Raw genomic sequence first — 25728 nt, 5'->3', positions numbered from 1 at the left:
TGGTCCGTTTTCGTGCCAAAGCTGTGACTACGGGCAAGGCGTCCCCCGCCTGTTCACGAAAAGGTATTTTTACACTTCATCATTCCGCCTTATGCTTTGCCGATATATGCAGGGCAGGACTATTTGAAACGCGAGGACGCTTATGGCCGTGACCCTTCTTTCGCCTTTTCGCAGCAGCATCGCCGCAATCGCGGGCATCGCGCTTGTGGCGGGTAGCCTTACGGCACCGGTTGCGGCATTGGCGCAGAGCCATGGGCCGGAATCGGTGGCTGATCTTGCCGAGCCGCTTCTCGACGCGGTGGTGAATATTTCCACCTCGCAGAACGTCAAGACCGACGGCAAGGGCCCGGTTCCGCCGAAACTGCCGGAGGGTTCGCCCTTCCAGGAATTCTTCAAGGATTATTTCGACAGCCAGAAGCCGGAAGGCGGTGAAAAGGTCAATTCGCTGGGGTCCGGTTTCGTGATCGATCCGGCCGGTTACGTCGTCACCAACAACCACGTCATCGAGGGCGCCGACGCCATCGAGGTGATTTTCCCGAATGGTTCGAAGCTCAAGGCGACGCTGGTTGGCACTGATACGAAAACCGACCTTTCCGTCTTGAAGGTGGAGCCGAAAACGCCGTTGAAGGCCGTCAAGTTCGGTGATTCGCGCAGCATGCGCATCGGCGACTGGGTGATGGCCATCGGCAATCCCTTCGGCCTTGGTGGATCGCTGACGGTCGGTGTTATTTCCGCGCGCGGGCGTAATATCAATGCCGGCCCCTATGACAATTTCATCCAGACGGATGCGGCCATCAACAAGGGCAATTCCGGCGGTCCGCTCTTCAACATGAAGGGCGAGGTGATCGGCATCAATACGGCGATCATTTCGCCGAGCGGCGGTTCGATCGGTATCGGATTCGCCGTGCCGACGGAGCTTGCCCAGAATATCGTCCAGCAGCTCATCGAATTCGGTGAGACGCGCCGCGGCTGGCTGGGTGTTCGTGTCCAGCCCGTCACCGACGATGTGGCGGCAAGCCTCGGCATGGATAGCGCCAAGGGTGCGCTTATCTCCGGCGTCGCCAAGGGCGGACCGGTGGAAAATGGCCCGATCCAGGCCGGCGATGTCGTGCTGAAATTCGACGGCAAGGATATTCACGAGATGCGCGACCTTTTGCGGATCGTGGCGGAAAGCCCTGTCGGCAAGGACGTCGATGTGGTGATCCTGCGTGATGGCAAGGAGGAGACCGTCAAGGTCAAGCTCGGCCAGTTGCAGGATGCGACGGATGAGAAGGCCTCGGCCGAGGACCAACAGAGCGAAGACGGCGATGGCGGTGTGGTCGTACCGGAAGACGATGGCGGCACCGACGATCAGGCGCAGGACCAGACGCCGGAAGTGCGTGAAGCACCGCAGAGCGTGCTCGGCATGAATCTCGTGGTGCTGAGCAACGAGCTGCGCACCGAAAAGGGCATTGCCGAAAGCGTGGAAGGCGTGCTTGTCGCCAGCGTCGATCCGGGCTCGCCCGCCGAACAGAAGGGCATGAAGGCCGGCGATATCATCGTCGAGGTCGGGCAGGACTTCATGGAGGTTCCGGGCGATGTGCTGGTGCGCGTCAACGGCCTGAAATCCGAAGGCCGCAAGAATGCGCATATGATGGTGGCGGATGCCCAGGGCAATCTGCGCGTCGTGGCGCTGCCGCTGGAATAAACGCCTTTCGTCCGATCCGTCAGGAATCGGGTGGTTGTCATTCCGGCCGCTCTCTAATCCTTGGGCTCCATTAAACGGAGGCCAAGGATATGAAATTGCTTGAAAACAAGGTTGCCATCATCACCGGTGCGTCATCCGGCATCGGCCGGGCGACGGCGATGCTGTTTGCCGCTCACGGCGCGGCGGTCGTTCTCAATGCGCGCGGCGAAAAGGCGCTGCAGGAGGTTGCCGCCGACATTCGTGAGACCGGCGGCCGCGTCCACGCGGTTGCGGGTGATGCCGGTCTTGCCGAAACCCATTCCCGACTGGCAGAGGCGGCCGTGAGCGTGTTCGGTGGCCTCGATATCGCCGTCAATAATGCCGGTGCGGTGGGGGCCATGAAGCCGCTGGCGGAGATTTCGCCTGCGGAATGGGATGATGTACTCAACGTCAATCTTACCTCCGCTTTTCTGGGAGCGCGGTACCAGATACCGCTGATGTTGACGCGTGGCGGCGGCTCCATCGTCTTCACCTCAAGCTTCGTCGGCACCAGCGTCGGCATACCGGGCATGGCGGCTTATGGGGCGGCGAAGGCGGCGTTGATGGGGCTGGTGAAAGGCATTACCGCCGATTATGCCATCAGCGGTATTCGTGCCAATGCGCTGCTGCCCGGCGGGGTTGATACACCGGCAGCCGGCGATGCGGCGCAGAAGGAATGGGCCGCTGGCCTGCATGCGATGAAACGTATCGCTGAGCCGCAGGAAATCGCGCAGGCAGCGCTTTTCCTCGCTAGCCCCATGGCGAGCTTCGTCGCCGGAGCGGCGTTGTTTGCCGATGGCGGCAATGCGGCCGTGAAGTGATGTTCGGGCTTGGCGGGCAGGGTCTTATCGCGCCCGCCACTCCTCCAGCGTCAACGCATAGGTCACATGCGGGCGCAGATGCGGATGCGTCTCTTCCGGCACGCGCGGATGGTCGAAATCGCGTGAAGGATCACGCTTGAGGCCGATGCGCTCCATCACCCGCGTTGAACGCTGGTTGTTGTGCACGGCAAAGGAGACGATTTCCGGCGTCTCCTTTTCATCGAAGGCCATGACGAGCAGCGATTGCGCCGCTTCCGTGACATAGCCGTGGCCCCAGAAGCGGGTGGCGAGCCGCCAGCCGATTTCCATGGTTCCGAGCGGGAAGGGCGGGTCGAGATTCATGACGGGGGAAATGCCGCAGAAGCCCATGACTTCGCCGGTCTCGCGCAATTCCATGGCGTAGAAGCCGTAACCGCTGCCGCGGATCATGCCGTTGATGGTTTCCAGCACGGCGTCCGCTTCCGCATGGCTGCGGCGGAAGGGAAAAAACTCCATGACCTTTTCGTCGGCGTTGATTTCGCGGAACAGGTCACGGTCGCTCTCCTTCCACTCGCGCAGAATGAGTCTCTGTGTCTCTCGGATGATCATGGAGTGACAAAATCCGTCTTGCGGTAGCCCTGGATATATAGAAGCGCGGTCAGATCACCATGGTCGATGCGCATCTGCGCCTCGGCTGCCACGGCCGGCTTGGCATGCAGGGCCACGCCCGCGCCGGCCAGATGCAGCATGCCGAGATCGTTGGCGCCATCGCCGACTGCCATTGCCTCTTCCGGCGAAATGCCGAGCTTTGCTGCAATATCGTTCAGTGCATCCACCTTTGCCTGTTTGCCGAGGATGGGTTCGGCAACGGTGCCATCAAGTTCGCCATTGGCTTCGCCCAGCAGATTGGCGCGGTCCTCGTCGAAACCGAGCATCGCGGAGACGCGGCCGGTGAAGACGGTGAAGCCGCCGGACACGAGGGCGGTGTAATAGCCCTTCGCCTTCATGGTGGCGATCAGTTCCTTGCCGCCCGGGGTCAGCGTGATGCGCTTTTCGATGACGTCATCGATGACAGAGACCGGCAGGCCCTTCAGCAGCGCCACACGCTCACGCAATGCGGGTTCGAAAGCGATCTCGCCATTCATGGCGCGGGCGGTGATGGCTGAGACCTTGTCCTTCAGCCCGACTTCGGCCGCCAGTTCGTCGATGCATTCCTGACCGATCATGGTCGAATCCATGTCGGCGATCAGAAGCTTCTTGCGGCGCTGATCCTGCTCCTGGATGACGATATCGATCGGTTTTCCAGCAAGCGCGGATGCAATCGCGCTGCGTGCCTGTTCGGTTGCGGTGCCGGAGGGCAGGGTGATATCGCAGGCAATGCCATCGGCCAGCCAGTAGAGGCCCGATGCGTTGACGGCCTTCGCGGCCGCTTCGCCGAGGGCCGGTGTCAGAACAGGATTTGACGGATTGGCGATAAGCGTGGCAACGAGAGCCATGATGAAAAACCTTGATGAGAATTTTGATGCGATCCTGATAACCGGCCCGACGGCAAGCGGCAAGTCCGCGCTTGCGCTTCGTTTGGCGCGGGAGCGGGACGGCGTCGTCATCAATGCCGACAGCATGCAGGTTTACGACACGCTACGGGTGTTGACCGCCCGGCCATCCGAAGACGAGATGGAGGGCGTTCCGCATCTGCTCTACGGCCATGTGCCGGCGAGCAGCCTCTATTCAACGGGCGAATGGCTGCGGGATATTTCTGCGCTGCTTTCGGATTTACGGGCGCAGGGGCGTTTCCCCGTCATCGTCGGCGGCACGGGGCTTTATTTCAAGGCATTGACGGGCGGCCTCTCCGACATGCCCAACATTCCAGAAGACATCCGCGAGAGATTGCGCGCCCGGCTGGTCGAGGAGGGAGCGGCGGTCCTTCATGCGGAACTCGCCGGCCGTGATCCGGCCATGGCGGACACGCTCCAGCCGGGGGACGGGCAGCGTATCGTCCGGGCGCTTGAAGTGCTTGAGGCGACGGGGAAATCGATCCGGGATTTCCAGCAGGCCCGGGCCCCTATGATTATCGACCCCGACCGGGCGCAGAAATTCGTCGTCCTGCCGGAAAGGCCGGTGCTGCATGATCGCATCAATCGTCGCTTTGAAGCCATGATGGAAAGCGGCGCGGTAGAGGAGGTACGGGCACTTCTCGCGCTCAATCTTGCGCCTGATGCAACGGCGATGAAGGCGATCGGCGTTGCCCAGATCGCCGATATGCTGGCCGGGCGTATGGGCGAGGCGGAGGTTATCGAAAAATCGGCGGCTGCGACCCGTCAATATGCCAAACGGCAGATGACCTGGTTCCGCAATCAGATGGGAGACGACTGGACACGCATCCAGCCGTGAACGGGCGTCAGTCTTTCCGGTAGAGACTGCCGAGCGGCTTCTTCAGGAGGCTCTCGCGGAGCGAAGGGCGTGTATCGCCGGGCGGCGGGCCATTTTGCGCCTGCATCTGGAAACTGGCCTTGCGCAATTCGTTGACGGCGCCAGAGGCGGTATCGGGTGCCGCCGGATTTGGTGATGCAGGGAGTGTGCGGCCAGGCAGCATGTCCGGGCGATAGGGTTCATATCCCCCCGTTGCGGCTGTGCCCAGTTCCTGCTTCCAGTTGTCGACCTCATCCGTTGCCCGGCTTGGCGCTGCCGGTTCCGGCAGATCGGAAAAGGCCGCTTCAACGCTTTGCTGGAAACCGGTGATAACGGGTTTTGGCGTGGCGCGCATGCGCGTGACGATGCTGTTCAGGTCGACCGTATCGGGGGTCTCGTGGTTCACATGGCTGGTGATGCCGCTCGCCTTCGGCAATTTGGCCGTGACGACGCGGTCAAAACGCATGCGCATCGGTACATTGACGGCCTCGCCAAAAGCAATGGCCTCACCATTGCTGATGGACGACAGAAAACTGGTGGTCGATGTCGATGCGTTCGGTACCGCTGAAAGGATGATCTTCTGGTCGATCTCGTTCGAGAGCCGCATGGCGAAAACGGTCGAGCATTGCGACAGGATGGTCTGGTCCAGTTCGCTCGGCCGCTGGCTGATGACGCCGAGCGAAATGCCGTATTTGCGGCCTTCCTTGGCGATCTGGGCGATGGATTGCCGGGTGGGGAAAAAGCCGCGCTCGGGGTCGGCAGGCACATAACGGTGCGCTTCCTCGCAGACGACAAGCATATGCAGCGAGCCGCGCGCCAGCACCGCCAGTTCGAAGGACATGCGGCAGAGGACCGAAACCACCGAGTTCACCACTTCGGAGGGAATGCCTGACAGCTGGAATACCGAAATCGGCTTTCCTTCCCCGGGAATACGGAAAATATGCGCCACCGTTTCCAGAATGGTGTCGCTGATCGTATTGCTGGAGAACATGAAGTTGTAGCGCGTATCGTTGATGGCCGAGAGGATGCGGCCTTTCAGCGTGCGCAATGCGGGTTTTTCGCCGCGTCCTTCCAGCCGTCCGATACGCTCGTCGATGAGGGCGAGAAGATCGGCCATGCGGTAGGGTACCGGCGTATCGGGTGTGATCGCGCTCTTGTCGGAGGTGCGGCGGACGGCGGAACCTTCGGTGCCGCGAAACGCCTTCTTCGCTTCGGGAATGATGTCGCGGAGGACATCCATTTCTTCCGGCACCGGCTTGCGACCGCGGAAGATGACCTCGGCAAATTCTTCAAGCCGCATCAGCCAGAAGGGCAGGTCCAGCGTATCCGTATCGATGACGACGGAATGATCGGGAAAAGCGGCCGCGAATTCATTGTGTGGATCGAGAATGAGGACACGCAGTTTCGGGTCGGTCTCGATCGCCTTGTTCAGAAGCAGCGAAACGGCGGTGGTCTTGCCCACACCCGTCGAACCGACGACGGCGAAATGTTTGGCAAGCATCTGCGGAATGCTGATGGCGGCGCCGATCGTATCGTCCTGTGTCAGCCTGCCGATCACGCAGGCGTCACGCTTGCCGCTGTCGTAGATCTTCGAGAGGTCGCTGGTGCGGATGCGGTGCGCCACCGCGCCGAGATAGGGGTAACGCGAGATGCCGGTGGAAAAGCGTTCGCTGCCGTCCTCGGTGCGGTAAACTTCGCCCACGAGTTCAACGTCGATCAGCAGCCTGTTCGGTCTGTCCGCTGCCCAATAGTCCTCGCCCGTGCGCATGGCGAAGACGAGGGCCGCGACGCGGCTCGTGCCCATTTCGATCGAGATCAGGCGTCCGACAGACCAGAGCTGCGACACATCGGTGGTGCCCGGTTCGGTTTCGGCGGCAATGGTGGCGTGTGCGCCGTTACAGGCGATGACGCGGCCGAGCATGCGGTTCGCCGGCTGCTGGCCGGACCGCCGTTCGTTTTCGTCCATGCGGGACGCGTTATGAAACGTGTCGTTATTCACATTTTTTCCCGGTACATGCGATATCGCGGTGGTTCGGGCAGTATCTGCGCTCTCGATATTAAAATATTATGCTTAACAACAGGTGTACCGGCTGCGTTCGAAAATTTCGCGGAAGTCTGCTTGCGGGTAATAAAAGAAGGCGGCGGCGATTTTTTCCTGCAATATGCGTTGACGGCTGGGGGTTTTCTGGCTAACACTCCGCCCCATGAAAAATCTTAACGTACTTATCGTGGTGGGACGGCGCATGGGCAGGATGGTGTAACCATCCGGCGAAAGCACCCATGCGCTGAACGAGGCTCCTCTAGGGGCCTTTTTTTATGTCTTCAAACAGGCCCTCGGGCTCCTCGATATCCAAAGCCAAAGCGGGATGGAAACAGGCAATGACGGATAAGGACAATACGGAAAACAGCAATCGCATGACAGGTGCGGAGATCGTTCTGCAGGCGCTGAAGGATAACGGCGTCGAGCACATCTTCGGTTACCCCGGCGGTGCCGTGCTTCCGATCTATGACGAGATTTTCCAGCAGGAAGACATCCAGCACATTCTCGTGCGCCACGAGCAGGGCGCCGGCCACGCCGCCGAAGGTTATGCCCGCTCCACCGGCAAGGTCGGCGTCATGCTCGTCACGTCAGGCCCCGGCGCGACGAATGCGGTCACCCCGCTGCAGGATGCGCTGATGGATTCCATTCCGCTCGTCTGCCTCTCCGGCCAGGTTCCGACATCGCTGATCGGCTCCGACGCGTTTCAGGAATGTGACACCGTCGGCATCACGCGCCCCTGCACCAAGCACAACTGGCTGGTGAAGGACGTCAACGAATTGGCGGGCATTATCCATGAAGCCTTCCGCATCGCGCAGACGGGTCGTCCCGGACCTGTTGTTGTCGATATTCCGAAGGACATCCAGTTCGCCACCGGCACCTACACGCCGCCTTCCGCCGCCATCCAGCATGAGAGCTACAAGCCGAAGGTCCAGGGCGACCTCAATGCCATTCATGCGGCCATCGAGCTGATGTCGAAGGCGAAGAAGCCGGTTTTCTACACCGGCGGCGGCGTCATCAATTCCGGCCCGGAGGCCACCCGTCTGCTGCGTGAACTGGTAGAGCTGACCGGTTTCCCGATCACCTCGACCCTGATGGGTCTCGGCGCCTATCCGGCATCGGGCAAGAACTGGCTCGGCATGCTGGGCATGCACGGTTCCTACGAAGCCAATATGACGATGCATGATTGTGATGTCATGGTCTGCGTCGGCGCGCGTTTCGACGACCGAATTACCGGCCGCATCAACGCGTTTTCGCCGAATTCCAAGAAGATCCACATCGATATCGACCCATCGTCGATCAACAAGACGGTTCGCGTCGACGTGCCTGTTATCGGCGATGTCGGCCATGTTCTGGAAGATATGGTCCGCCTGTGGCGCGCCTTGCCGAAGAAACCGGAAAAGGCGCAGACCGCCGACTGGTGGGCGCAGATCGAGCGCTGGCGTGCCCGCAACTCCTTCGCCTACAAAAACTCCAACGATGTCATCATGCCGCAATATGCGTTGCAGCGGCTTCATGAGGCTTCGAAGGGGCGTGACACCTACATTACGACAGAAGTCGGGCAGCATCAGATGTGGGCGGCGCAGTTCTTCGGCTTCGAGGAGCCGAACCACTGGATGACGTCAGGTGGTCTCGGCACCATGGGTTACGGTCTGCCGGCAGCCATCGGCGTTCAGGTTGCACACCCGGAAGCGCTTGTCATTGATATCGCCGGTGACGCCTCGATCCAGATGTGCATTCAGGAAATGTCCTGCGCCATCCAGTACGGTCTGCCGGTGAAGATCTTCATCCTCAACAACCAGTACATGGGCATGGTGCGCCAATGGCAGCAGCTGCTGCATGGCAACCGCCTGTCCAACTCCTATACCGAAGCGATGCCTGACTTCGTCAAGCTCGCGGAAGCCTATGGAGCGGTCGGCATGTATTGCGATGATCCTAGGGAACTGGACGAGAAGATCGCCGAGATGATCGCGGTCAACAAGCCGGTTATCTTCGATTGCCGCGTTGCCAATCTTGCCAATTGCTTCCCGATGATCCCGTCTGGTAAGGCTCATAACGAGATGCTGTTGCCGGATGAGGCGACGGATGAAGCTGTTGCCAACGCCATTGACGCCAAGGGCCGTCAGCTAGTCTGAGCCGGGAGAGGAAAAGGACATGAACGCACACCTACAGCCCACCGGCTCCGCCTATTTCATCCAGAAGGAAACGGCTGCCGTCGAAAATCATACGCTGTCGGTTCTCGTCAGCAACGAGCCGGGTGTTCTCGCCCGGGTCATCGGCCTGTTTTCCGGCCGTGGCTACAACATCGAAAGCCTGACGGTTTCCGAGACCGAACATGAGGCGCATCTGTCGCGCATCACCATCGTCACGCGCGGTACCCCCATCGTGCTGGAGCAGATCAAGGCGCAGCTGGAACGTATCGTGCCGGTGCACCGGGTCCTCGATCTCACTGTTCGTGCTCGCGAACTGGGGCAGGAGCGGCCTATCGAGCGCGAAGTGGCGCTCATCAAGGTCGCCGGCACCGGTGAAGTGCGCGCCGAAGCCCTGCGCCTTGCGGATGCGTTTCAGGCCAAGGTGGTGGATGCGACTGTCGAGCATTTCATCTTCGAAATTACCGGCAAGTCATCGAAGATCGACCAGTTCGTGGCCATCATCAAGCCGCTCGGCCTGATCGAAATTTGCCGCACCGGTATTGCGGCGATGAATCGCGGTTCGCAGGGAATGTAATCTCCGTATTTGGGGCAGATGCTGAAATATAAGCCCGCGGTTCGCCGCGGGTTTTTTTACGGCGTTGTTCCGCTTGATCCAACATTCAACCGTATGGTTGACTTTCTGGATCGGCAGTCTATATTCAACAACATGGTTGAATTATCCGCTTCACATCTCGACACCGTCTTTCATGCCCTTGGCGACGCCACGCGACGCACGATGCTGCGCGATCTGTCCCGTGGCGAGCGCACGGTAAGCCAGCTGGCCCAACCGTTCGACATATCGCTCGCTGCGGCTTCAAAGCACATCAAGGCTCTGGAAAATGCCGGGCTTATCCGCCGCGAGGTGAGGGGGCGCACCCATGTCTGCCGCCTTTCGCCGGAACGGTTGGCGGAAGCGCATGAATGGCTGGATTTCTACCGGCAGTTCTGGGGCAGTCGCCTCGATATTCTTGAGCAGATGCTCAGGGAGGATGATCAGGGAAAAATCCCTGCAGATGGAGGAAATGACAATGGCTGATATTGCAATGCCTGACGCCTATGGCCGTCTCGTCGAGCCGACGACCCTGAAGATCGAACGGCTGCTGCCGGGACCGATCGACCGGGTCTGGGCCTATCTGACACAAAGCGAACTTCGCCGCCGCTGGCTGGCTTCCGGCGAAATGCGGCTTGCGCCCGATGCACCGTTCGAGCTGGTGTGGCGCAACGATGAGCTTTCCGATCCGCCCGGCAGGCGCCCGGAAGGTTTTTCCGAAGAAGATCGTATGGCTTCCCGCATCATTACCGTGGTTCCACCGCACCGTCTCGTCTTTAGTTGGGGCGAAGGTGGCGAGGTCTCGATCGAACTTCAGGCTCTTGGCAAGGATGTGCTGCTGACGCTGGTTCATCGCCGGCTGGCCGACAGGAGGACGAGGCTTGACGTCAGCGCTGGCTGGCATGTGCATCTCGACATTCTCGCCGCCCGTCTTCAGGAGAAGGAGCCGGGGCCGTTCTGGGATACATGGCTGGGACTGAAAGAAGAATATGAGCGGCGTATACCGTAACGGAGCGGTGCTTTTTTAGACACAACGGCGCGGCTTTCCGCGCCGTTTTTTCAAGTGCGGCCTGCCGTGGCGCTGGCACAATTGCTTTGCTCACATTCCGATTCAACTGCCTGATCGACAGATTCCGAACAGTCTCTTAACATACTGTTATATCAAAGCATTTCCAGCGCGGTTCTGCGCGTCTGTGGCGGGAAGGCGGCATCGAGCGCCGCCCAGTCTTCATCGGTTATTTCAAGATCCGTCGCACCGCGGTTTTCCTCGACCCGTGCGATGCTGGCGGATTTCGGAATGGCGATGACGCCGTCCCTTTCCAGCAGAAAGGCGAGCGCCAGCTGGGCCGGGGTTGCCTGATAGGCCTTGGCGATGCGGATGAGTTCATGGTTCTTCAAAATGCGGCCCTGTTCGATGGGGGAATAGGCCATCAGCGGCACGCCATGCTCCTGGCACCACGGCAGCAGCGAAAACTCCGGCCCGCGTCGGGACAGGTTGTATAGCACCTGATTGGCGGCGCAGTTTTTGCCGTCAGGAACCGCGAAAAGCTCCTCCATGTCGTCGCTGTCGAAATTGGAGACGCCCCAGTCGCCGATCTTGCCGTCGCGCTTCAGCCTTTCGAAAGCCGCCACGGTTTCTGCAAGCGGGTGCTCGCCACGCCAGTGCAGCAGATAGAGGTCGATGTGGTCGGTACCGAGCCTTGCGAGACTGCGCTCGCAGGCTTCCGCCGTGCCTCTGGCGCTGGCGTTCCAGGGATAGACCTTGCTGACCAGAAACACCTCGTCGCGACGGCCGGCGATTGCCGCGCCGACCACTTCCTCCGATCTGCCGTCCGCATACATTTCCGCCGTGTCGACCAGCGTCATGCCGAGATCGATCGCCTTGCGGATACTTTCGACCTCCTGCGGCGCGGATGATCGCGTCTCCCCCATGTTCCAGGTGCCGAGGCCAAGGGCCGGAACCTCTTTTCCTGATGGCAGGGTGACGGAAGGAATGTCGTCATACATGGGTTCGCTCCAGCGATTGGTGATTGGACAATAGCCCTTTGTTCCGACTTCTCAAACCCGGCATGGAAAGTATTGATCCATCAAAAAAATTGACCGCGCCCATCGATCCGGCGGGGTGGCTTGATGATGGTTCGACGGATAGGGTTTCTGCTCAAGGAGAAATCATGACTGCCGAAACCTTTGTCGCGCTGGTGCTGTTTGCCTTCACCACCTCCATCACGCCAGGCCCGAACAATATGATGCTGTTTGCGTCAGGGGTGAACTTCGGTTTCCGCCGTACCATCCCGCACATGCTGGGCATCGGCGCGGGGTTCCTGTCGCTGCTGATCGGGGTCGGCTTCGGTCTCGGCGCATTGCTGCATTCGGTGCCCGTTCTTTACACCGGCCTGAAATTCGCAGGTGGTCTATATCTCGTCTGGATTGCATGGAAGATCGGTACTTCCCGCAGCCTTAGCGAAGGTTCTGCCGCGTCGGCGCCGATGAGTTTCATTGCAGCCGCCGCCTTTCAGTGGGTCAATCCCAAGGCCTGGGTGATGGCGGTGACGGCGATGGCGACCTATACGGATGAGCGGCAATATTTCTTCACCGTCCTTGTCGTCGGCGTGGCCTTCGCCGCGGTCAATCTTCCCAGCGTTTCGACCTGGGCCGGCTTCGGCTCCGCCTTGCGCGACTGGCTCGCTGTGCCGGTCCGGCTCAAATGGTTCAATATCACCATGGCCGTGCTTCTCGTCATCAGCCTCTGGCCGATGTTGAAATAACAGCCCTCACGTCGGAAACTGCCGGTAACATTCCTCGGCGATCGCCTGCACCTCGTCGCGCGTCAGTTCGGCGGACACGGCGTAACCCAGTTCGTTGTCGATCCAGTAGAAGGTCTCGATACCGTCGGCGCTGGCCATGCGGAAGCTGGTGGTGCGGTTTTCCTCGTTGTGGCCGATCAGCACCGTCACCCTGCGGCCGGTCTTGTCCTGATACATCAGCATCGCGCCCGGCTTGCCGCTGACCGGGATAAGACGCCCGCCGACGAGGTCATATCCGATCTTCGAGAGATCGGGGATGGTGAAGGGGTAGCCGAGCCGCTTGCCGAGCCATGTCGCGAGATGCTGCTGCTCTCCGGCGCCGACTTCAACGGGATGGCGCACCTCGCTCGCATAGATGAGATAGGCGGATTTCGCCTGTGCCGGAATATCCGTCGTCAGCGACGCCAGAGTCACGTCCTGCGGCGTGGAAAAAGACGGCGGCAGAAGCCTGCCGGCCGCAGCACCCGCCACGAAGATCAAAAGCGCGGCCGCTGTTTGCAGGAGAACCGGTTTTGCCCGCCATGCGCGCTCCCTCTTTTGCGGGCTGAGCATCGATGCGTCATGCGGATGTGCAGCGGCATAGGAGGCGAAGGCATTGCGCAGAATATCGGCCTGTTTTCTCCATTCCTCCACGCGGGCCTGCTCTTCCGGCCTTTCCGCCAGCCAGGCCTCGACAGCCGCGCGGTCGTCGTCGGAAAGAAGTCCGTCGACATAGGCGTGCAGGTCGTCTTCGGTTATGGCGTCGGGCCGTTTCATCGTGGTCTCCGCAGGGGTATGATATTATCCGCCGCCAGGTGCTGGCGAAGGGTTTCGCGGGCGCGGGACAGTCTGGACATGACGGTGCCGAGCGGGATCGATAGTGTCTCGGCCGCCTCCTGATAGCTGTAGCCCTCCACCGTCACCAGCATCAGCACCGCGCGCATGTCGGACGAAAGAAGGGCGAGCGCGCCGTGCAGGCGGTCATTCTCCAGCGTGTCGGAGAGCGTCTCCGCGCCGGCGATGGTCTCATGGCCGTCGAGGCTTTCGGACGGGTGACGTTTCTCGGCGCGGTGGCGGTTACGATAAAGATTCGTCATTATCGTGTAAGCCCATGTTTTTAAACCTGTTCCGCGCCATTGCCTTTGATTGGCCAGCGCCTTTTCCACGCAGTCCTGCAAGAGGTCCTCGCCATCGGCGTCAGAACGGGAAAGGCTGCGGGAATAACGGCGCAGCATGGGTATCAGCGCCAGCATCTCCGTTTCGAAGCTGCCGGCTGCGGGGGAATGGTTCCCCCGCTTTTCGCCATTCATGCCATCAGGGTTTTGCGGCATCCCATACACCGTTCACACCATCACCGGTGGCATCGCCCTTCTTGGTATCCTTGACCCAGTAATAAAGCGGCATGCCATCCTTTGCCCACTGCATCTTGCCATCCTTGCGCTTCACGAGGGAATAGGCACCCTCGGCCTTGTCGCTGGCGGCTGCGAAAAACGGCGGCCAGTTTACCGCGCATTTGTCATAACAATTGGATACGCCCTTCTTGTCGTTCTTGAAAGTGTAGAGCGTCATGCCTTTTTCGCCCGCCAGCACGTCGCCTTTGGCGGTCTTGACCGTTTCGACCGCAGGGGCGGCATAGGCCGTTCCGGCAAAAGCCAGAACGAGGGCGGGAACGATAAAGCGGATCTTCATGGACATATCCTCCTTGGTTCGGGCGGCCTCTGCCGCCAGCACATCAAGAGACACCGCAACCTGACGGATTATTCCCTGTCTCGACGCATTTTTAAACTTATCCATTGAGCTAAGTGTTTTGATGTGATAGTTAGCCTTATGGAAAACTATTCAGATGCACTCAACGATATCTTCCAGTCTCTTGCCGATCCGACCCGCAGGGCGGTGATCCTGAGGCTGGGCGGCGGGGAGGCGAGCATCGGAACGCTGGCCGAACCCTTCGACATGGCCCTGCCATCCTTCATGAAACATATCCGCCAGCTGGAAGAGGCGGGGCTGATCGTGACGCGCAAGCAGGGGCGTGTCCGGTTCTGCTCCCTGGAGAAGCAGCGGTTTTCCATGCTCGATGGCTGGCTTTCGCAACAGCGCGCCATCTGGGAAGGCCGCACCGACCGGCTCGAACAGTTTGTCATGGCACAACAGGACAGGATGTCCAGCAAAGGGGAGAATGACCGATGACCGACACTTTCAATCCCGATCTCGACCTGAAAATTTCACGCATCATAAGGGCGCCGCGCCGGCTCGTCTGGAATGCCTGGACGGACAGGACCAGTCTTGAACAGTGGTGGGTGCCGCATCCCGGCCAATGCCGTGTCGATAAAATGGAGCTTCATCCCGGCGGCGCCTTCGAAACGCGGTATAGCGAGGATGGCGCGGCCTTCGGTCCGCATGTCAAAGGATGTTTTCTGGCGGTGGATCATGAGGAGCGTCTGGTTTTCACCGATGCGCTGACCGCGGGTTTTCGCCCCTCCGCCCAGCCGTTCCTCACGGCCGTGATGACGTTTCGCGATCATCCCGACGGCATGGAATATGTGGCTTACGCCATGCACAACAATCTTGAGGATCGCAACAGGCACGCGGAGATGGGGTTCTTCGACGGCTGGAATACGGTTGCGGAGCAATTGGCGGCACTCGTCGAGAAGCAGGCGGCCTATTGAGGCCGTCATTCTCGTCAGGCGATTCATCTTTCGTTCTTTTTCTGTTGCGCACCACGCTCGAATCCTGCGATGAGGGCGCATGTTATTTTCACCGCAACAGGACGAAGCGCTCAAGGCTGTTTCCCGCTGGCTGAAGGAAGGCCGCACACCGGTTTTCCGGCTGTTCGGTTATGCCGGAACGGGCAAGACGACGCTTGCCAAGCATTTCGCGGAAAATGTCGATGGCGAGGTGCTGTTTGCGGCCTTCACCGGTAAGGCGGCGCAGGTGCTGCGTTCGCGTGGTGCAACCAATGCCCGCACCATCCATTCGCTGATCTACCGCCCGCGCGGTGAAGAAACTGTCGAAGACGAGGAAACCGGCAAGACCTCGATTGCGCCGATGTTCTCCATCAACCGCCAGAGCCCGCTCGCCAAGGCGGCGCTCATCATCATCGATGAATGTTCGATGGTGGACGAGCAGCTCGGCAAGGACCTGATGAGCTTCGGCACGCCGATCCTCGTGCTCGGCGATCCCGGGCAGCTGCCGCCGGTTTCGGGCGGCGGCTTCTTTACCGAGCAGGAGCCGGATTATCTGCTGTCGGAGATTCATCGGCAGGCCAAGGACAATCCGATCATCCATCTTGCCATGGATGTGCGGGAAGGCCGGGAGATCATGCGCGGCGATTATGGTTCCGCGCAGGTGATTTCCAAGTCGGAGGTGACGCAGTCGCTGGTGCTCGATGCCGATCAGGTACTCGTCGGCACCAACCGTACCCGCCGCCGCTACAATCAGCGTCTTCGCGAGCTGAAGGGCTTTACCGCCGATTACCCGCAATCCGGTGACAAGCTGGTCTGCCTCCGGAACGATCCGGCCAAGGGCCTGCTGAACGGCTCGCTCTGGCAGGTGATGAGTTCATCGCGCGAGACGGTGAAGCCCGGCATCAACCTGATGATACGGCCCGAAGACGACGATATGGATCGCGGTGCGGCCAAGATCAAATTGCTGAAGGCGGCCTTCGAGGATGTGGAGACGGAAATTCCGTGGTCCACGCGTAAGCGTTATGACGAGTTCGATTTCGGCTATGCGCTGACCGCGCACAAGGCGCAGGGTTCGCAGTGGAACAACGTGGTTCTCTTCGACGAGAGCTATGCGTTCCGGGACTCGCGCGAGAGGTGGCTCTACACCGCCATTACCCGTGCGGCAGAGACCCTGACAATCGTTCGCTGATCGTTATCAGGCGCGGATGACGCCGAGAAGAACCGCCTTGGCGACCGCCTGAAAACGGTTGCTGGCATTGAACTTGCCGATGATCTTTGCCTCGAGAACATTGAGATCGGTGCCCGAAAGACCAAGGGCGCGGGCGAGGCGCACCGGCGCATAACCCTCCGCCATCAGTTCCAGACATTTTCGTTCGGTGTCGGTAAGGGCGATGTCCTTTGCCGGCGCCCGTTCCGCACCATCCATGCCGTCCGCATCCGTGTCGGTGACCAGCAGCTCCTCGATCTGCTGGGCCTGGCGCTGAAGGGTGGAAAGCTCGGCCGTCAATTCGCGTTTCCGCTGCCGCAGCGCGGCGTGGAATATATCGTCCGCCTCGCTTTGCGAGAGCGAACGGACGAATTTTTCCATGATTTCGGTAATTGCGGCGACGGAAATACCCACTTCACGGCAGACGTTGATGACTGCCATACGCTGGACGTTGCGGTGGGTATAGACGCGCATCTGACCGATGCGCCTTGAAGTCAGCAGCGCCTTTTCCTCGTAGAAATGCAGCGTCCGGTGAGTCACCCCGAAGATATTGGCCATGTCGGCGATGGGGACGGGTTCCGCGGGCAGGGAGGAGGGCAGGCTTACATCCGGTAGAAAGCTGCTGATCCTTAGATTGGGTTTGTCCTCATCGCCGTGACTTTCGAACGGCATCCGGCCATCCTGCATTGTCTCCCCCTTCGCGCTCTTTGACAGTGTGCCTGCCTTTTTAAAGGTGTCCGTTGCTTGTTCCCCCAAGACGGACATATTTTCCGATCAAGACCTCATGCCAAACGCCACATCAGAACCGTAACGTGTATTGCCTGTTTTCGTTCCCGCGATAATAAAAAATTTGCCGGCCTCCTTGCGATTGGCCTCAACCTGCGTGAAACAGGATGTCAATTCCGAACCGGAGCCCCGATGCCATGCCCGCAAAACTTTCTGTCAATCTGAACGCAATTGCCATGTTACGCAACCGTCGCGATCTTCCGTGGCCGGATGTCGCGCATTTCGGGCATATTGCATTGGAGGCGGGGGCAAGCGGGCTGACTGTACACCCGCGGCCGGACCAGCGCCATATCCGCTTTTCCGATCTGCCGGTGCTGCGTGCGCTGATCGACGACCGTTTCCCCGCTGCGGAATTCAACATCGAAGGTTATCCGACCGAGGATTTCCTCGTCCTTTGTGAACAGACGCAGCCGGAGCAGGTAACACTGGTGCCTGACGACCCGTCGCAGGCGACGTCCGACCATGGTTGGGATTTCCGCAAGCATGGCGTTTTCCTGAAAGAGGTGGTGGGACGCCTGAAGGCTGGCGGCATGCGCGTCTCGCTTTTTGCCGATGGCGATGGCGAGCGCGAGCCGGTGCAGCTGGCGGCCGAAACGGGGGCGGCGCGCATCGAACTCTACACCGGCCCCTATGGCGGCTGCTTTGACGATCCACAAAAGGGCGATGCGCTTCTTGAAAAGCTTGGACAGACGGCGGACCATGCGAGAGCGCTCGGGCTTGCCGTCAATGCCGGCCATGACCTGACTGTCGAAAACCTGCCAAAGCTGATGAAACGTATCCCTTATCTGGCCGAGGTTTCCATCGGTCACGGGCTGACGGCGGATGCGCTGGAATATGGCATGGCTGAAACAGTCCGGCGTTTTTGCCGTGCCTGCGGTCAGGCTATTTCATAACCAAAGTCAATTTTTTTGCCTATAGTTAGCTGGCGCATGCTCCGTGCGCGAGCTTTTGAAGGCAGAGACATATGCAAGAACATCATGTTGTCGTCGTGGGTGGAGGCTTCGGCGGTTTGCAACTGGTACACGGGCTGGAGGGGGCCCCTGTCCGTATTACATTGATAGATCGTCGTAATCATCACCTGTTCCAGCCATTGCTTTATCAGGTTGCGACGACGGCTCTCGCGACATCCGAAATCGCCTGGCCGATCCGCCATCTCTATCGTGACCGCAAGGAGGTCACGACCCTGCTTGCGGAGGTGAATGGCATAGATCGGGCCGCGCGGACCGTGCATTTGAGTTCGGGTCAGGTGATCGGCTTCGATACGCTGGTGCTGGCCACCGGCGCCCGCCACGCCTATTTCGGCCGCGACGAGTGGGAGCGTTCCGCCCCCGGTCTCAAGACGCTTGAAGATGCGACGACAATCCGTCGCCGCCTGCTGCTGGCTTTCGAACGGGCTGAACTTGCCACCGGCGAAGAGGAACGGCAGGCGCTGTTGACCTTCGTCATCATCGGCGCAGGCCCGACGGGCGTGGAAATGGCGGGCATGATCGCCGAACTGGCGCATAAGGCGCTGCCGGCGGAATTCCGCAATGTGGATACCAGAAAGACCCGGGTGCTGCTCGTCGAGGCTGGCCCTCGCGTTCTGCCGGTCTTCACGGAAGACCTTTCTGCCTATGCGAAGGAAGCGCTCGAAAAACTCGGCGTCGAGGTTCTGCTTGGCACGCCTGTGACGGCGTGCAGCGATGAGGGCGTGACGGTCGGCGAGACCTATTACCCCTGCCGCACCGTTGTCTGGGCCGCCGGCGTGCAGGCGTCGCCCGCCGCGAAATGGCTCAACGCCGCCGCCGACCGGGCAGGGCGGGCCATCGTCGGACCTCATCTCAATCTGGAAGACGATCCGAATATCTTCGTCATCGGCGATACGGCCGCCGTCAATCAGGAGAATGGCAAGCCGGTGCCGGGCATTGCGCCCGCGGCAAAGCAGCAGGGCGCCTATGTCGCGAAGGTCATCAAGGCGCGGCTGGCCGGCCAGCCGTCACCATCGCCCTTCCGCTACAGCCATCAGGGCAATCTGGCGACCATCGGCAAACGTGCGGCGGTGATCGATTTCGGCAGGTTCAAGCTCAAGGGCGTGCTGGCGTGGTGGATATGGGGGCTCGCCCATATCTACTTCCTGATCGGAACCCGGTCGCGACTTGCCGTGGCGTGGAGCTGGCTGTGGATTTACCTGAGCGGCCAGCACAGCGCGCGGCTGATTACCCAGAAAGAGACGCTGAAGGACGAGGCCTGAGGGCAGGTGTAAGGCAAAGGGCGGGAAGCCTGCGCTTCCCGCCCTCGTGCTTCTGTAGGCGCGCCCAACCTCTCCTCCGTCATGCCGGACTAGGTCCGGCATCCAGCCACGGCGCGTCTGCGCCGTTAAAAGAGTCTTTTTCGATCAAAGACTTGATCGCGCTGGACCCCGGATCTAGTCCGGGGTGACGGCGTGTGGATGTGGCGTGTGTGCCCAATCCAACGATCAAGCGTCGAGCGATGCCATGTCGATGACGAAGCGATACCGCACGTCGCTTTTCAGCACGCGCTCATAGGCTTCGTTGACGTCCTGGATGTTGATCGTCTCGATTTCCGAGACGATGTTGTGCTCGCCGCAGAAATCCAGCATTTCCTGGGTTTCCTTGATCGAACCGATCATCGAGCCGGAGAGGTTCTTCGCGCCGAAGATAAGTGCGAAAGCGTGGACCGGGATCGGATGCTCAGGTGCGCCGACGACCACCATGCTGCCCTTGGGCTTCAGGAGGCCGAGATAGGCGTTCCAGTCGATGGCGACGCCAGCCGTGCAGATGATCAGGTCGAAGGTGCCGGCCAGCTTCTCGAAGGTCGAGGTGTCGCTGGTGGCGTAATAGTCCTTCGCGCCGAGCTTCAGGCCGTCTTCCTTCTTCGACAGTGTCTGGGAAAGAACGGTGACATCCGCGCCCATGGCCGCACCGAGCTTGACGCCCATGTGGCCAAGGCCGCCCATGCCGACAATCGCGACCTTCTGGCCGGGACCGGCGTTCCAGCGGCGCAGCGGCGAATAAAGCGTGATGCCGGCGCAGAGAAGCGGTGCGGAAGCATCGAGCGGTAGGTTGTCCGGGATCGACAGGACATAACCTTCCTTGACGACGATCGAGTCGGAATAACCGCCATGGGTGGCTGTCTTCGTGAAGGGATCGACGTCGTTATAGGTCTGGACGAGGCCGGGCATGTAGTGTTCGTTGTCGAGATCGCGGGTGGCGCAGCCGACGCAGGAATCGACGAAGCAGCCGACGCCGACGTGGTCGCCGACCTTGAACTTCGTGACCTTGGAGCCGACGGCTTTCACGACACCGGCAATCTCATGGCCGGGAACGATCGGATAGACGGCGTTCTTCCACTCGTTGCGGACGGTGTGGATGTCCGAGTGGCAGATGCCGGCATATTTGATGTCGATGACGACGTCGTCATCGTTCGGCTCGCGGCGTTCGAAGGTGAACGGGGTAAGCGGCTTTGACGCGTCGGTCGCAGCGTAACCTCTTGCTATAGCCATCTGAATATCCTTTCGGGGGTGGGGAAGTGACGGCGGAATATGCGACGGAAGCTTGGGAAGGCGTTAGAGCGATCCTCCAGCCTTTTTGCACGATCCTGCAAAAATATGCGGGCGTGCTCTTTGCGCGGGCCGGGAGGCTTTCTAGATAAATGACATCCGCTGCATTTCCTCCTTCAGTTAAGGGAATTCCCCTATGTCCTTGCCGTTTAATCTCTATCAGGAGATCGCCTCCATCGCCGCGCGATATGCCACAAGCGACGGCGAGGTGCAGACGGCGATCGAATCTCTCGGCATCAGCCGACGCACGACGCCCAGCGCGCCGTGCCACGGCAGCTACCGCCCCTGTTTCGCACTGGTGATCCAGGGATCGAAAAGCGTCCAGCTGGGAACGGACACCATCAATTACGGTGCGGGCGACTATCTCCTGACATCGCTTGACCTGCCGGTTGCCTGGCGCGTGGTGGAGGCGAGCAAGGAGGTTCCGCATTTTTGCATCGCGCTTGCGATCGATAGTGAAAAGCTGCTCGATCTCATGCGGCGCGTGCCTATCGACCCGCCTGCGGAGCCGGCGAACGCGCAGCGCGGCATCGTCGTCAATGCCGCCACGCCGGAGCTGCTCGATGCGGCCATCCGGCTGATGCGCCTGCTCGACCGCCCGGCGGACATTGCGGCAATGGCGCCGCTGATCGAGCAGGAAATCCTCTACCGCATCCTGACCGGACCGGCGGGTGGGCAGCTGATGAACATCATCGCGGCCGGCAGCCACGGCAACCGGATCGCCCGCGCCATTGCCTGGCTGCGCGAGAATTTCGCGCGCCAGCTGCGCGTCGAGGATCTTGCGGAGCATATCGGCATGAGCGTGTCCTCCTTCCATCATCATTTCAAAACGATCACGGCCATGACGCCGGTTCAGTACCAGAAGCAATTGCGCCTGCATGAGGCGCGCCGGCTGATGCTGCTGGAGCGGCTGGATGCGGGCACTGCCGGACATCGCGTCGGTTACCAGAGCCCTTCGCAGTTCAGCCGTGAATATAGCCGCTTCTACGGGCTGTCGCCGTCGCGTGATGTCGATGCCTCGCGTGAAATTGTGGCGGGGTAGAAGGGACTGTCCATTCATAGCGGGTCGATGGCGCGTCGGACTTACCCCCCTCTGCCCTGCCGGGCATCTCCCCCACAAGGAGGGAGATCGGCAAGCGGCTTTGGCGTCGCTTCATTCTCTACCATTGCGATGGGCGAAGCTTAGCCGCATATCGATCTCCCCACCTGTGGGGGAGATGCCCGGCAGGGCAGAGGGGGGTAAGTCCGACGCGCCATCGGACACGCTACGAACGCATAACCCCCTGGAGCCCCCCGCTCCCATTCACACTGCGCAACAGCGCGTCAATTTTCGTCCTCCTCTCAAGAATCCGCTTGACCGGACAGCTGCCTCCGCTTAAATGGCGCTCGAACCGTACCGTACGGTACATTAATCGAGCCCCTGGAGTGGAAAAGACTTGGCTTCCGACCCGATCACAGCGCAGGAATTTTCGCCGCGCCAGAACGCCGTTCTGGATCAGGCATTGCGTCTATTGGTCGAGGGCGGCGAGAAAGCGCTCACCACATCCGGTCTGGCGCGTGCGGCCAACTGTTCCAAGGAAAGCCTCTACAAGTGGTTCGGTGATCGCGATGGCCTGCTGGCAGCAATGATCACCTTTCAGCAAAGCAAGGTCCGCACCTTCGAAAAGGCGGGCGACCGCGTGTCTGCGCCGCAGCTTGCCGATCACCTCGAGGTTTTCGCGCATGATCTGCTTGATGTGCTGGCGGGCGACGTGTCGCTGGCGCTCAACCGTCTGGCGATAGGGCAGGCGAGCCGTGACGGTTCGAAGCTCGGCGATCTGCTGCTGGAACGCGGCCGTCGCCAGATCGACCGCCGCGCCCGCGGGCTGATCGAGGCGGGTCGCCGTTCGGGTTACCTGCGTTTCGATGATGCCGAGGAGGCATATCGCAGTTTTTACGGTCTCATCGTTTCGGATCTGCATGTGCGCATGCTGCTGGGCGAGGCGCCGGACAAGGATTTTTCCGCCCGGGCGAAGAAGGCGGTCGTCGCCTTTCTGACCCTCTACGGCACGGAAAAGGTACATTCGGAACTCAGCGGCAAACCCGCCTGAGATTCCGGTTCAGACAACTGAGAGACAAGCATTAGGGAAGGACCATAAAATGCGCGTTTATTATGATCGTGATGCCGATCTCAATCTCATCAAGTCCAAGAATGTCGTCATCGTCGGTTACGGCTCCCAGGGCCGCGCCCATGCGCTGAACCTCAAGGATTCCGGCGCCAAGAACGTCGTCATTGCTCTGAAGGCCGGTTCGCCGACCGTCAAGAAGGCGGAAGCCGACGGCTTCAAGGTCATGACCGTTGCCGAAGCCGCCAAGTGGGGCGACCTCCTGATGATGGCGACGCCGGACGAACTCCAGGCTGACATCTACAAGGCCGACATCGCCGGCAACATCCGTGACGGCGCAGCGATCGCTTTCGCACACGGCCTCAACGTTCACTTCGGCCTCATCGAGCCGAAGGCATCGCTCGACGTCGTCATGATTGCACCGAAGGGCCCCGGCCACACGGTTCGCGGCGAATACCAGAAGGGCGGCGGCGTTCCCTGCCTCGTAGCCGTTCACCAGAACGCTTCGGGCAACGCGCTTGAACTCGCTCTCTCCTACGCCTGCGGCGTTGGCGGCGGCCGTTCGGGCATCATCGAAACCAACTTCAAGGAAGAGTGCGAAACCGACCTCTTCGGCGAACAGGTCGTTCTGTGCGGCGGTCTCGTTGAACTCATCCGCGCCGGTTTCGAAACCCTGGTCGAGGCCGGTTACGCACCTGAGATGGCCTATTTCGAGTGCCTGCACGAAGTGAAGCTGATCGTTGACCTGATCTATGAAGGCGGCATCGCCAACATGAACTACTCGATCTCCAACACGGCCGAGTGGGGCGAATACGTCACCGGTCCGCGCATCATCACTGCCGACACCAAGGCTGAAATGAAGCGCGTTCTGCACGACATCCAGACCGGCAAGTTCACCTCCGAGTGGATGCAGGAATGGAAGGCTGGCGGCGCACGCTTCAAGGGTATCCGTCGCAACAACGACGCCCACCAGATCGAAGAAGTCGGCGCAAAGCTGCGCGGCATGATGCCCTGGATCGGCAAGAACAAGCTGGTCGACAAGGCTGTCAACTAAGCTTCATTGCTGGTGGAAGATTGGAAGGCCGGGGCGAAAGCTCCGGCCTTTTCTGTATTGTCCGGCTGAGAGGGCTCCCGGTCACACGATCGCGTCGTCTTCCTCGATAACCACCGAAACCGGGAAGTGATCGGAAAATCCGCCGAGATTGACGTTTTTGACCGCATCGCCTTTCGAAAGACCGAAGCGGATCGGTCCCTCGTTCTTGCTATGGCTGACCATGGCGGCAATCGCTTCGATTTTCGCGGTTTCCTCGTGCACCTTGAAGCCGCTGCTGCCGCTCAGAAGTGATCGGGAGACGAGGATCTGATCGAAGATATTGGCATCGCCGTTAAAATAGAGCGTGCCGTAGATCGTTCTTGCCGTGCCGACGGAATCCACCACCGGCTGGCGCAGATAATTCCAGGCGAGATTGTAGAACATGGCCGATAGCGAGCTTTCGACATCGTCGCGCTCGCGGGTGGAATTGGCGTGGTAGCGCAGCGATGCATCGGAAGGGTCGTCGTTGAAATCGCCGAAAGCGATGACGGCGATGTCGTTGCCTTTCTCTTCCCTAATCCGCTGGTGCCAGTAACCCAGCGTTTCACCGGCGGTCATGCGAAAACCGGCGCTTTCCACCGCGCCGCCCGAGCGCGACGGCCAGTGATTGGAGAGCGCGATAAGCTGGCGGCCGCCCCTGGTGATGAAGGTGCATTGGGTAATGTCGCGTGTGCCGGTGCGGCGCATCACGAAATGGCTGAAAATCTCGTTTTCGTTGATCAGCAGCTTTTTGCTGTCGTAGATGAAGGCGGTGTCGATGCCGCGCTGGTCCTTGCTGGAATCGGCGTGCACGACGCGATAGGCGCGGGCGGGCATGAGGTCGTTCAGATGTTCCGCCAGCGTCTCCAGCACGAAACGGTTCTCGACTTCGCACACACCGAGCAGATCCGGTCCCGCACCGCCGATCTGACTTATGATCAGACCGAGCTGCCTGACCTTGGTCCTGAACAGGTCCTCTGTCCAGCCTTTCAGATCGTTCTTCAGCCGCTCGGCAATCCACGGCTCGCGCGCCGGATAGCCCTCCGGCGCAAACAGGTTTTCGACATTCCAGAACGCCAGGACATATTGGGTCATGATCCGCACACCTCCGGTTGGTTTTTCAAGCCTAGTGGAAGTTTTTGCCACAACAACTTGAAATTGTCATGAAGGCCGGCGGCTGGCGAATTTTCCCGTTCCCGGCCTTATTCGGCCGGCGGAATGACACCCTTCGTCAGCAGGAAGCAGCCATAGAACCGGGTTTCGCCTGTTGTGATGACGCAATAGGCCTGTTTGGCTTTTTCGTAGAAGGCAAAGCGTTCGATGCCGTACATAGGGGCCGATTTTCCTTCCGCCGCGTCGATTTCCTTCTGCACCTCGGCCTGCACCGGCTCTAGCTGATCGGGCGCGCCCATCACTTCCATGCGGCCGACCGAGGGCTGCAGCGGCGTGTCGAGCGGCAGGACGGACAGGATGGCTTTTATGGCGCGGGCTGCAGAGACATTGTCGATATGCAGCACCTTGCCGACAGTCGTCTGGCGGGCAACCGAATCGGAAGGGAAGTTGGTGTCGGAGATCACCAGCGTATCGCCGTGACCCATGGCGCGCAGCGCGTGCAGAACGTCGGCGTTCAGCGCCGGGTCGATATTTTTTAGCATGTCGTCAAACTCCCATGATGCTTTCGCCGCGTTGCGGCGCGCGCGCAATCCAGCCGGAAAACCATGTCGCGTCAATCGCAAAGGTGTGATTGTGAAGCTTTGCGCAAGGGTGTATTTGGCTTTGTCCGCAAAATCGGGCCTCAAGAGGGGCCGGTTGCGGACAATGTGCAGGGAGGCAGAAAT

Annotated in this window: 27 protein-coding genes; 16 read left to right on the top strand and 11 right to left on the bottom strand. The window is 60.2% G+C overall.

What is annotated here, in order from left to right:
• The first annotated feature begins 142 nt into the window (after positions 1–142).
• Positions 143–1687 carry a Do family serine endopeptidase gene (locus tag QRN60_RS10095; protein ID WP_111834745.1) on the top strand — a complete coding sequence of 515 codons (1545 nt, stop codon included), beginning with the start codon at positions 143–145 and terminating at the stop codon, positions 1685–1687.
• 89 nt (positions 1688–1776) lie between these two features.
• Entirely contained in the window at positions 1777–2526 is a 750-nt protein-coding gene (locus QRN60_RS10090) for an SDR family oxidoreductase (RefSeq protein WP_111781729.1), read from the top strand.
• A gap of 24 nt (positions 2527–2550) precedes the next feature.
• Here the strand turns inward: QRN60_RS10090 and QRN60_RS10085 are convergent, their stop codons facing one another.
• Positions 2551–3114: a GNAT family N-acetyltransferase gene (locus QRN60_RS10085; protein WP_003507545.1), complete on the bottom strand. Its 564-nt coding sequence runs from the start codon at positions 3112–3114 to the stop codon at positions 2551–2553.
• Positions 3111–4001, bottom strand: coding sequence for a phosphoserine phosphatase SerB (serB, locus tag QRN60_RS10080; protein ID WP_129564894.1), 891 nt, complete (start codon positions 3999–4001; stop codon positions 3111–3113). Before serB ends, QRN60_RS10085 begins: the two co-directional genes overlap by 4 nt.
• On the opposite strand from serB, the gene miaA reads away from it, so the two are divergent.
• Positions 4000–4896, top strand: a complete 897-nt coding sequence (gene miaA, locus QRN60_RS10075; RefSeq protein WP_111793443.1) for a tRNA (adenosine(37)-N6)-dimethylallyltransferase MiaA — start codon at positions 4000–4002, stop codon at positions 4894–4896. The two genes, serB and miaA, sit on opposite strands and share 2 nt — an antisense overlap.
• Before the next feature lie 7 nt (positions 4897–4903).
• Here miaA and QRN60_RS10070 read toward each other — a convergent pair whose 3' ends face one another.
• The gene (locus QRN60_RS10070; protein ID WP_129564893.1) at positions 4904–6913 is read right to left on the bottom strand and encodes an ATP-binding protein; all 2010 of its coding nucleotides are present in this window, start codon (positions 6911–6913) and stop codon (positions 4904–4906) included.
• Positions 6914–7293: 380 nt separating this feature from the next.
• Here QRN60_RS10070 and QRN60_RS10065 point away from each other — a divergent pair, with 380 nt between their 5' ends.
• From QRN60_RS10065 to QRN60_RS10050, 4 genes are all read left to right on the top strand, one after another.
• On the top strand, positions 7294–9087 hold the full coding sequence (locus QRN60_RS10065; RefSeq protein ID WP_129564892.1) for an acetolactate synthase 3 large subunit: 1794 nt from the start codon (positions 7294–7296) through the stop codon (positions 9085–9087).
• 19 nt (positions 9088–9106) lie between these two features.
• Positions 9107–9679, top strand: coding sequence for an acetolactate synthase small subunit (gene ilvN / locus QRN60_RS10060; RefSeq protein ID WP_003507555.1), 573 nt, complete (start codon positions 9107–9109; stop codon positions 9677–9679).
• Between the two features lie 132 nt (positions 9680–9811).
• Positions 9812–10180, top strand: coding sequence for an ArsR/SmtB family transcription factor (locus QRN60_RS10055; RefSeq protein WP_026363425.1), 369 nt, complete (start codon positions 9812–9814; stop codon positions 10178–10180).
• Complete coding sequence (locus tag QRN60_RS10050; RefSeq protein ID WP_003507564.1) at positions 10173–10703, top strand: SRPBCC family protein; 531 nt, start codon at positions 10173–10175, stop codon at positions 10701–10703. Before QRN60_RS10055 ends, QRN60_RS10050 begins: the two co-directional genes overlap by 8 nt.
• 152 nt (positions 10704–10855) lie before the next feature.
• On the opposite strand, the gene QRN60_RS10045 is transcribed toward QRN60_RS10050, so the two are convergent.
• Complete coding sequence (locus QRN60_RS10045; protein ID WP_129564891.1) at positions 10856–11701, bottom strand: aldo/keto reductase; 846 nt, start codon at positions 11699–11701, stop codon at positions 10856–10858.
• A 164-nt stretch (positions 11702–11865) separates the two neighbouring features.
• Here QRN60_RS10045 and QRN60_RS10040 point away from each other — a divergent pair, with 164 nt between their 5' ends.
• Complete coding sequence (locus tag QRN60_RS10040) at positions 11866–12459, top strand: LysE family translocator (RefSeq protein WP_026363426.1); 594 nt, start codon at positions 11866–11868, stop codon at positions 12457–12459.
• Between the two features lie 6 nt (positions 12460–12465).
• On the opposite strand, the gene QRN60_RS10035 is transcribed toward QRN60_RS10040, so the two are convergent.
• The 3 genes from QRN60_RS10035 to QRN60_RS10025 are packed head-to-tail and all read right to left on the bottom strand — an operon-like array spanning position 12466 to position 14172.
• Complete coding sequence (locus tag QRN60_RS10035) at positions 12466–13254, bottom strand: anti-sigma factor family protein (protein WP_060723380.1); 789 nt, start codon at positions 13252–13254, stop codon at positions 12466–12468.
• The gene (locus QRN60_RS10030; RefSeq protein ID WP_060723379.1) at positions 13251–13808 is read right to left on the bottom strand and encodes an RNA polymerase sigma factor; all 558 of its coding nucleotides are present in this window, start codon (positions 13806–13808) and stop codon (positions 13251–13253) included. The genes QRN60_RS10035 and QRN60_RS10030 overlap by 4 nt, the downstream gene beginning before the upstream one ends.
• The gene (locus QRN60_RS10025; RefSeq protein WP_077998921.1) at positions 13792–14172 is read right to left on the bottom strand and encodes a COG4315 family predicted lipoprotein; all 381 of its coding nucleotides are present in this window, start codon (positions 14170–14172) and stop codon (positions 13792–13794) included. The genes QRN60_RS10030 and QRN60_RS10025 overlap by 17 nt, the downstream gene beginning before the upstream one ends.
• Positions 14173–14304: 132 nt before the next feature.
• On the opposite strand from QRN60_RS10025, the gene QRN60_RS10020 reads away from it, so the two are divergent.
• The 3 genes from QRN60_RS10020 (at position 14305) to QRN60_RS10010 (ending at position 16350) form a co-directional block, all read left to right on the top strand.
• Positions 14305–14664: an ArsR/SmtB family transcription factor gene (locus tag QRN60_RS10020; protein ID WP_003507570.1), complete on the top strand. Its 360-nt coding sequence runs from the start codon at positions 14305–14307 to the stop codon at positions 14662–14664.
• Positions 14661–15143: an SRPBCC family protein gene (locus QRN60_RS10015; RefSeq protein WP_003507571.1), complete on the top strand. Its 483-nt coding sequence runs from the start codon at positions 14661–14663 to the stop codon at positions 15141–15143. The genes QRN60_RS10020 and QRN60_RS10015 overlap by 4 nt, the downstream gene beginning before the upstream one ends.
• Positions 15144–15222: 79 nt before the next feature.
• Positions 15223–16350: an ATP-dependent DNA helicase gene (locus QRN60_RS10010; RefSeq protein ID WP_129564890.1), complete on the top strand. Its 1128-nt coding sequence runs from the start codon at positions 15223–15225 to the stop codon at positions 16348–16350.
• A gap of 6 nt (positions 16351–16356) precedes the next feature.
• Here the strand turns inward: QRN60_RS10010 and QRN60_RS10005 are convergent, their stop codons facing one another.
• Entirely contained in the window at positions 16357–17055 is a 699-nt protein-coding gene (locus QRN60_RS10005; RefSeq protein ID WP_099086232.1) for a MerR family transcriptional regulator, read from the bottom strand.
• A 236-nt stretch (positions 17056–17291) separates the two neighbouring features.
• Between QRN60_RS10005 and QRN60_RS10000 the strand changes: the two genes are divergently transcribed.
• Both QRN60_RS10000 and QRN60_RS09995 read left to right on the top strand, forming a co-directional pair.
• Positions 17292–18047, top strand: a complete 756-nt coding sequence (locus QRN60_RS10000) for a pyridoxine 5'-phosphate synthase (protein ID WP_099086074.1) — start codon at positions 17292–17294, stop codon at positions 18045–18047.
• A 71-nt stretch (positions 18048–18118) separates the two neighbouring features.
• Positions 18119–19384 (top strand): NAD(P)/FAD-dependent oxidoreductase, encoded by a 1266-nt coding sequence (locus tag QRN60_RS09995; protein WP_111784818.1) that lies wholly within the window; start codon positions 18119–18121, stop codon positions 19382–19384.
• A 225-nt stretch (positions 19385–19609) separates the two neighbouring features.
• Here QRN60_RS09995 and QRN60_RS09990 read toward each other — a convergent pair whose 3' ends face one another.
• On the bottom strand, positions 19610–20656 hold the full coding sequence (locus QRN60_RS09990; protein WP_129564889.1) for an NAD(P)-dependent alcohol dehydrogenase: 1047 nt from the start codon (positions 20654–20656) through the stop codon (positions 19610–19612).
• Between the two features lie 193 nt (positions 20657–20849).
• Here QRN60_RS09990 and QRN60_RS09985 point away from each other — a divergent pair, with 193 nt between their 5' ends.
• From QRN60_RS09985 to ilvC, 3 genes are all read left to right on the top strand, one after another.
• Positions 20850–21755, top strand: coding sequence for an AraC family transcriptional regulator (locus tag QRN60_RS09985; RefSeq protein ID WP_003507579.1), 906 nt, complete (start codon positions 20850–20852; stop codon positions 21753–21755).
• A 394-nt stretch (positions 21756–22149) separates the two neighbouring features.
• Positions 22150–22803, top strand: a complete 654-nt coding sequence (locus QRN60_RS09980) for a TetR/AcrR family transcriptional regulator (RefSeq protein WP_003507581.1) — start codon at positions 22150–22152, stop codon at positions 22801–22803.
• A 49-nt stretch (positions 22804–22852) separates the two neighbouring features.
• A complete protein-coding gene (gene ilvC, locus QRN60_RS09975; protein ID WP_046798127.1) occupies positions 22853–23872 on the top strand; it encodes a ketol-acid reductoisomerase in 1020 nt (339 codons plus the stop codon).
• A gap of 81 nt (positions 23873–23953) precedes the next feature.
• Here the strand turns inward: ilvC and QRN60_RS09970 are convergent, their stop codons facing one another.
• Both QRN60_RS09970 and QRN60_RS09965 read right to left on the bottom strand, forming a co-directional pair.
• Entirely contained in the window at positions 23954–24985 is a 1032-nt protein-coding gene (locus tag QRN60_RS09970; protein ID WP_087744531.1) for an endonuclease/exonuclease/phosphatase family protein, read from the bottom strand.
• A 107-nt stretch (positions 24986–25092) separates the two neighbouring features.
• Positions 25093–25545 (bottom strand): RbsD/FucU family protein, encoded by a 453-nt coding sequence (locus QRN60_RS09965; RefSeq protein WP_087744529.1) that lies wholly within the window; start codon positions 25543–25545, stop codon positions 25093–25095.
• Positions 25546–25728: the final 183 nt, after the last annotated feature.

It is taken from the genome of Agrobacterium sp. CFBP2214, assembly GCF_030209895.1.
Lineage (GTDB): Bacteria > Pseudomonadota > Alphaproteobacteria > Rhizobiales > Rhizobiaceae > Agrobacterium > Agrobacterium radiobacter.
The sequence above is the reverse complement of the archived record's forward strand: the minus strand, read 5'-3'. Positions and strand labels throughout refer to the sequence as shown.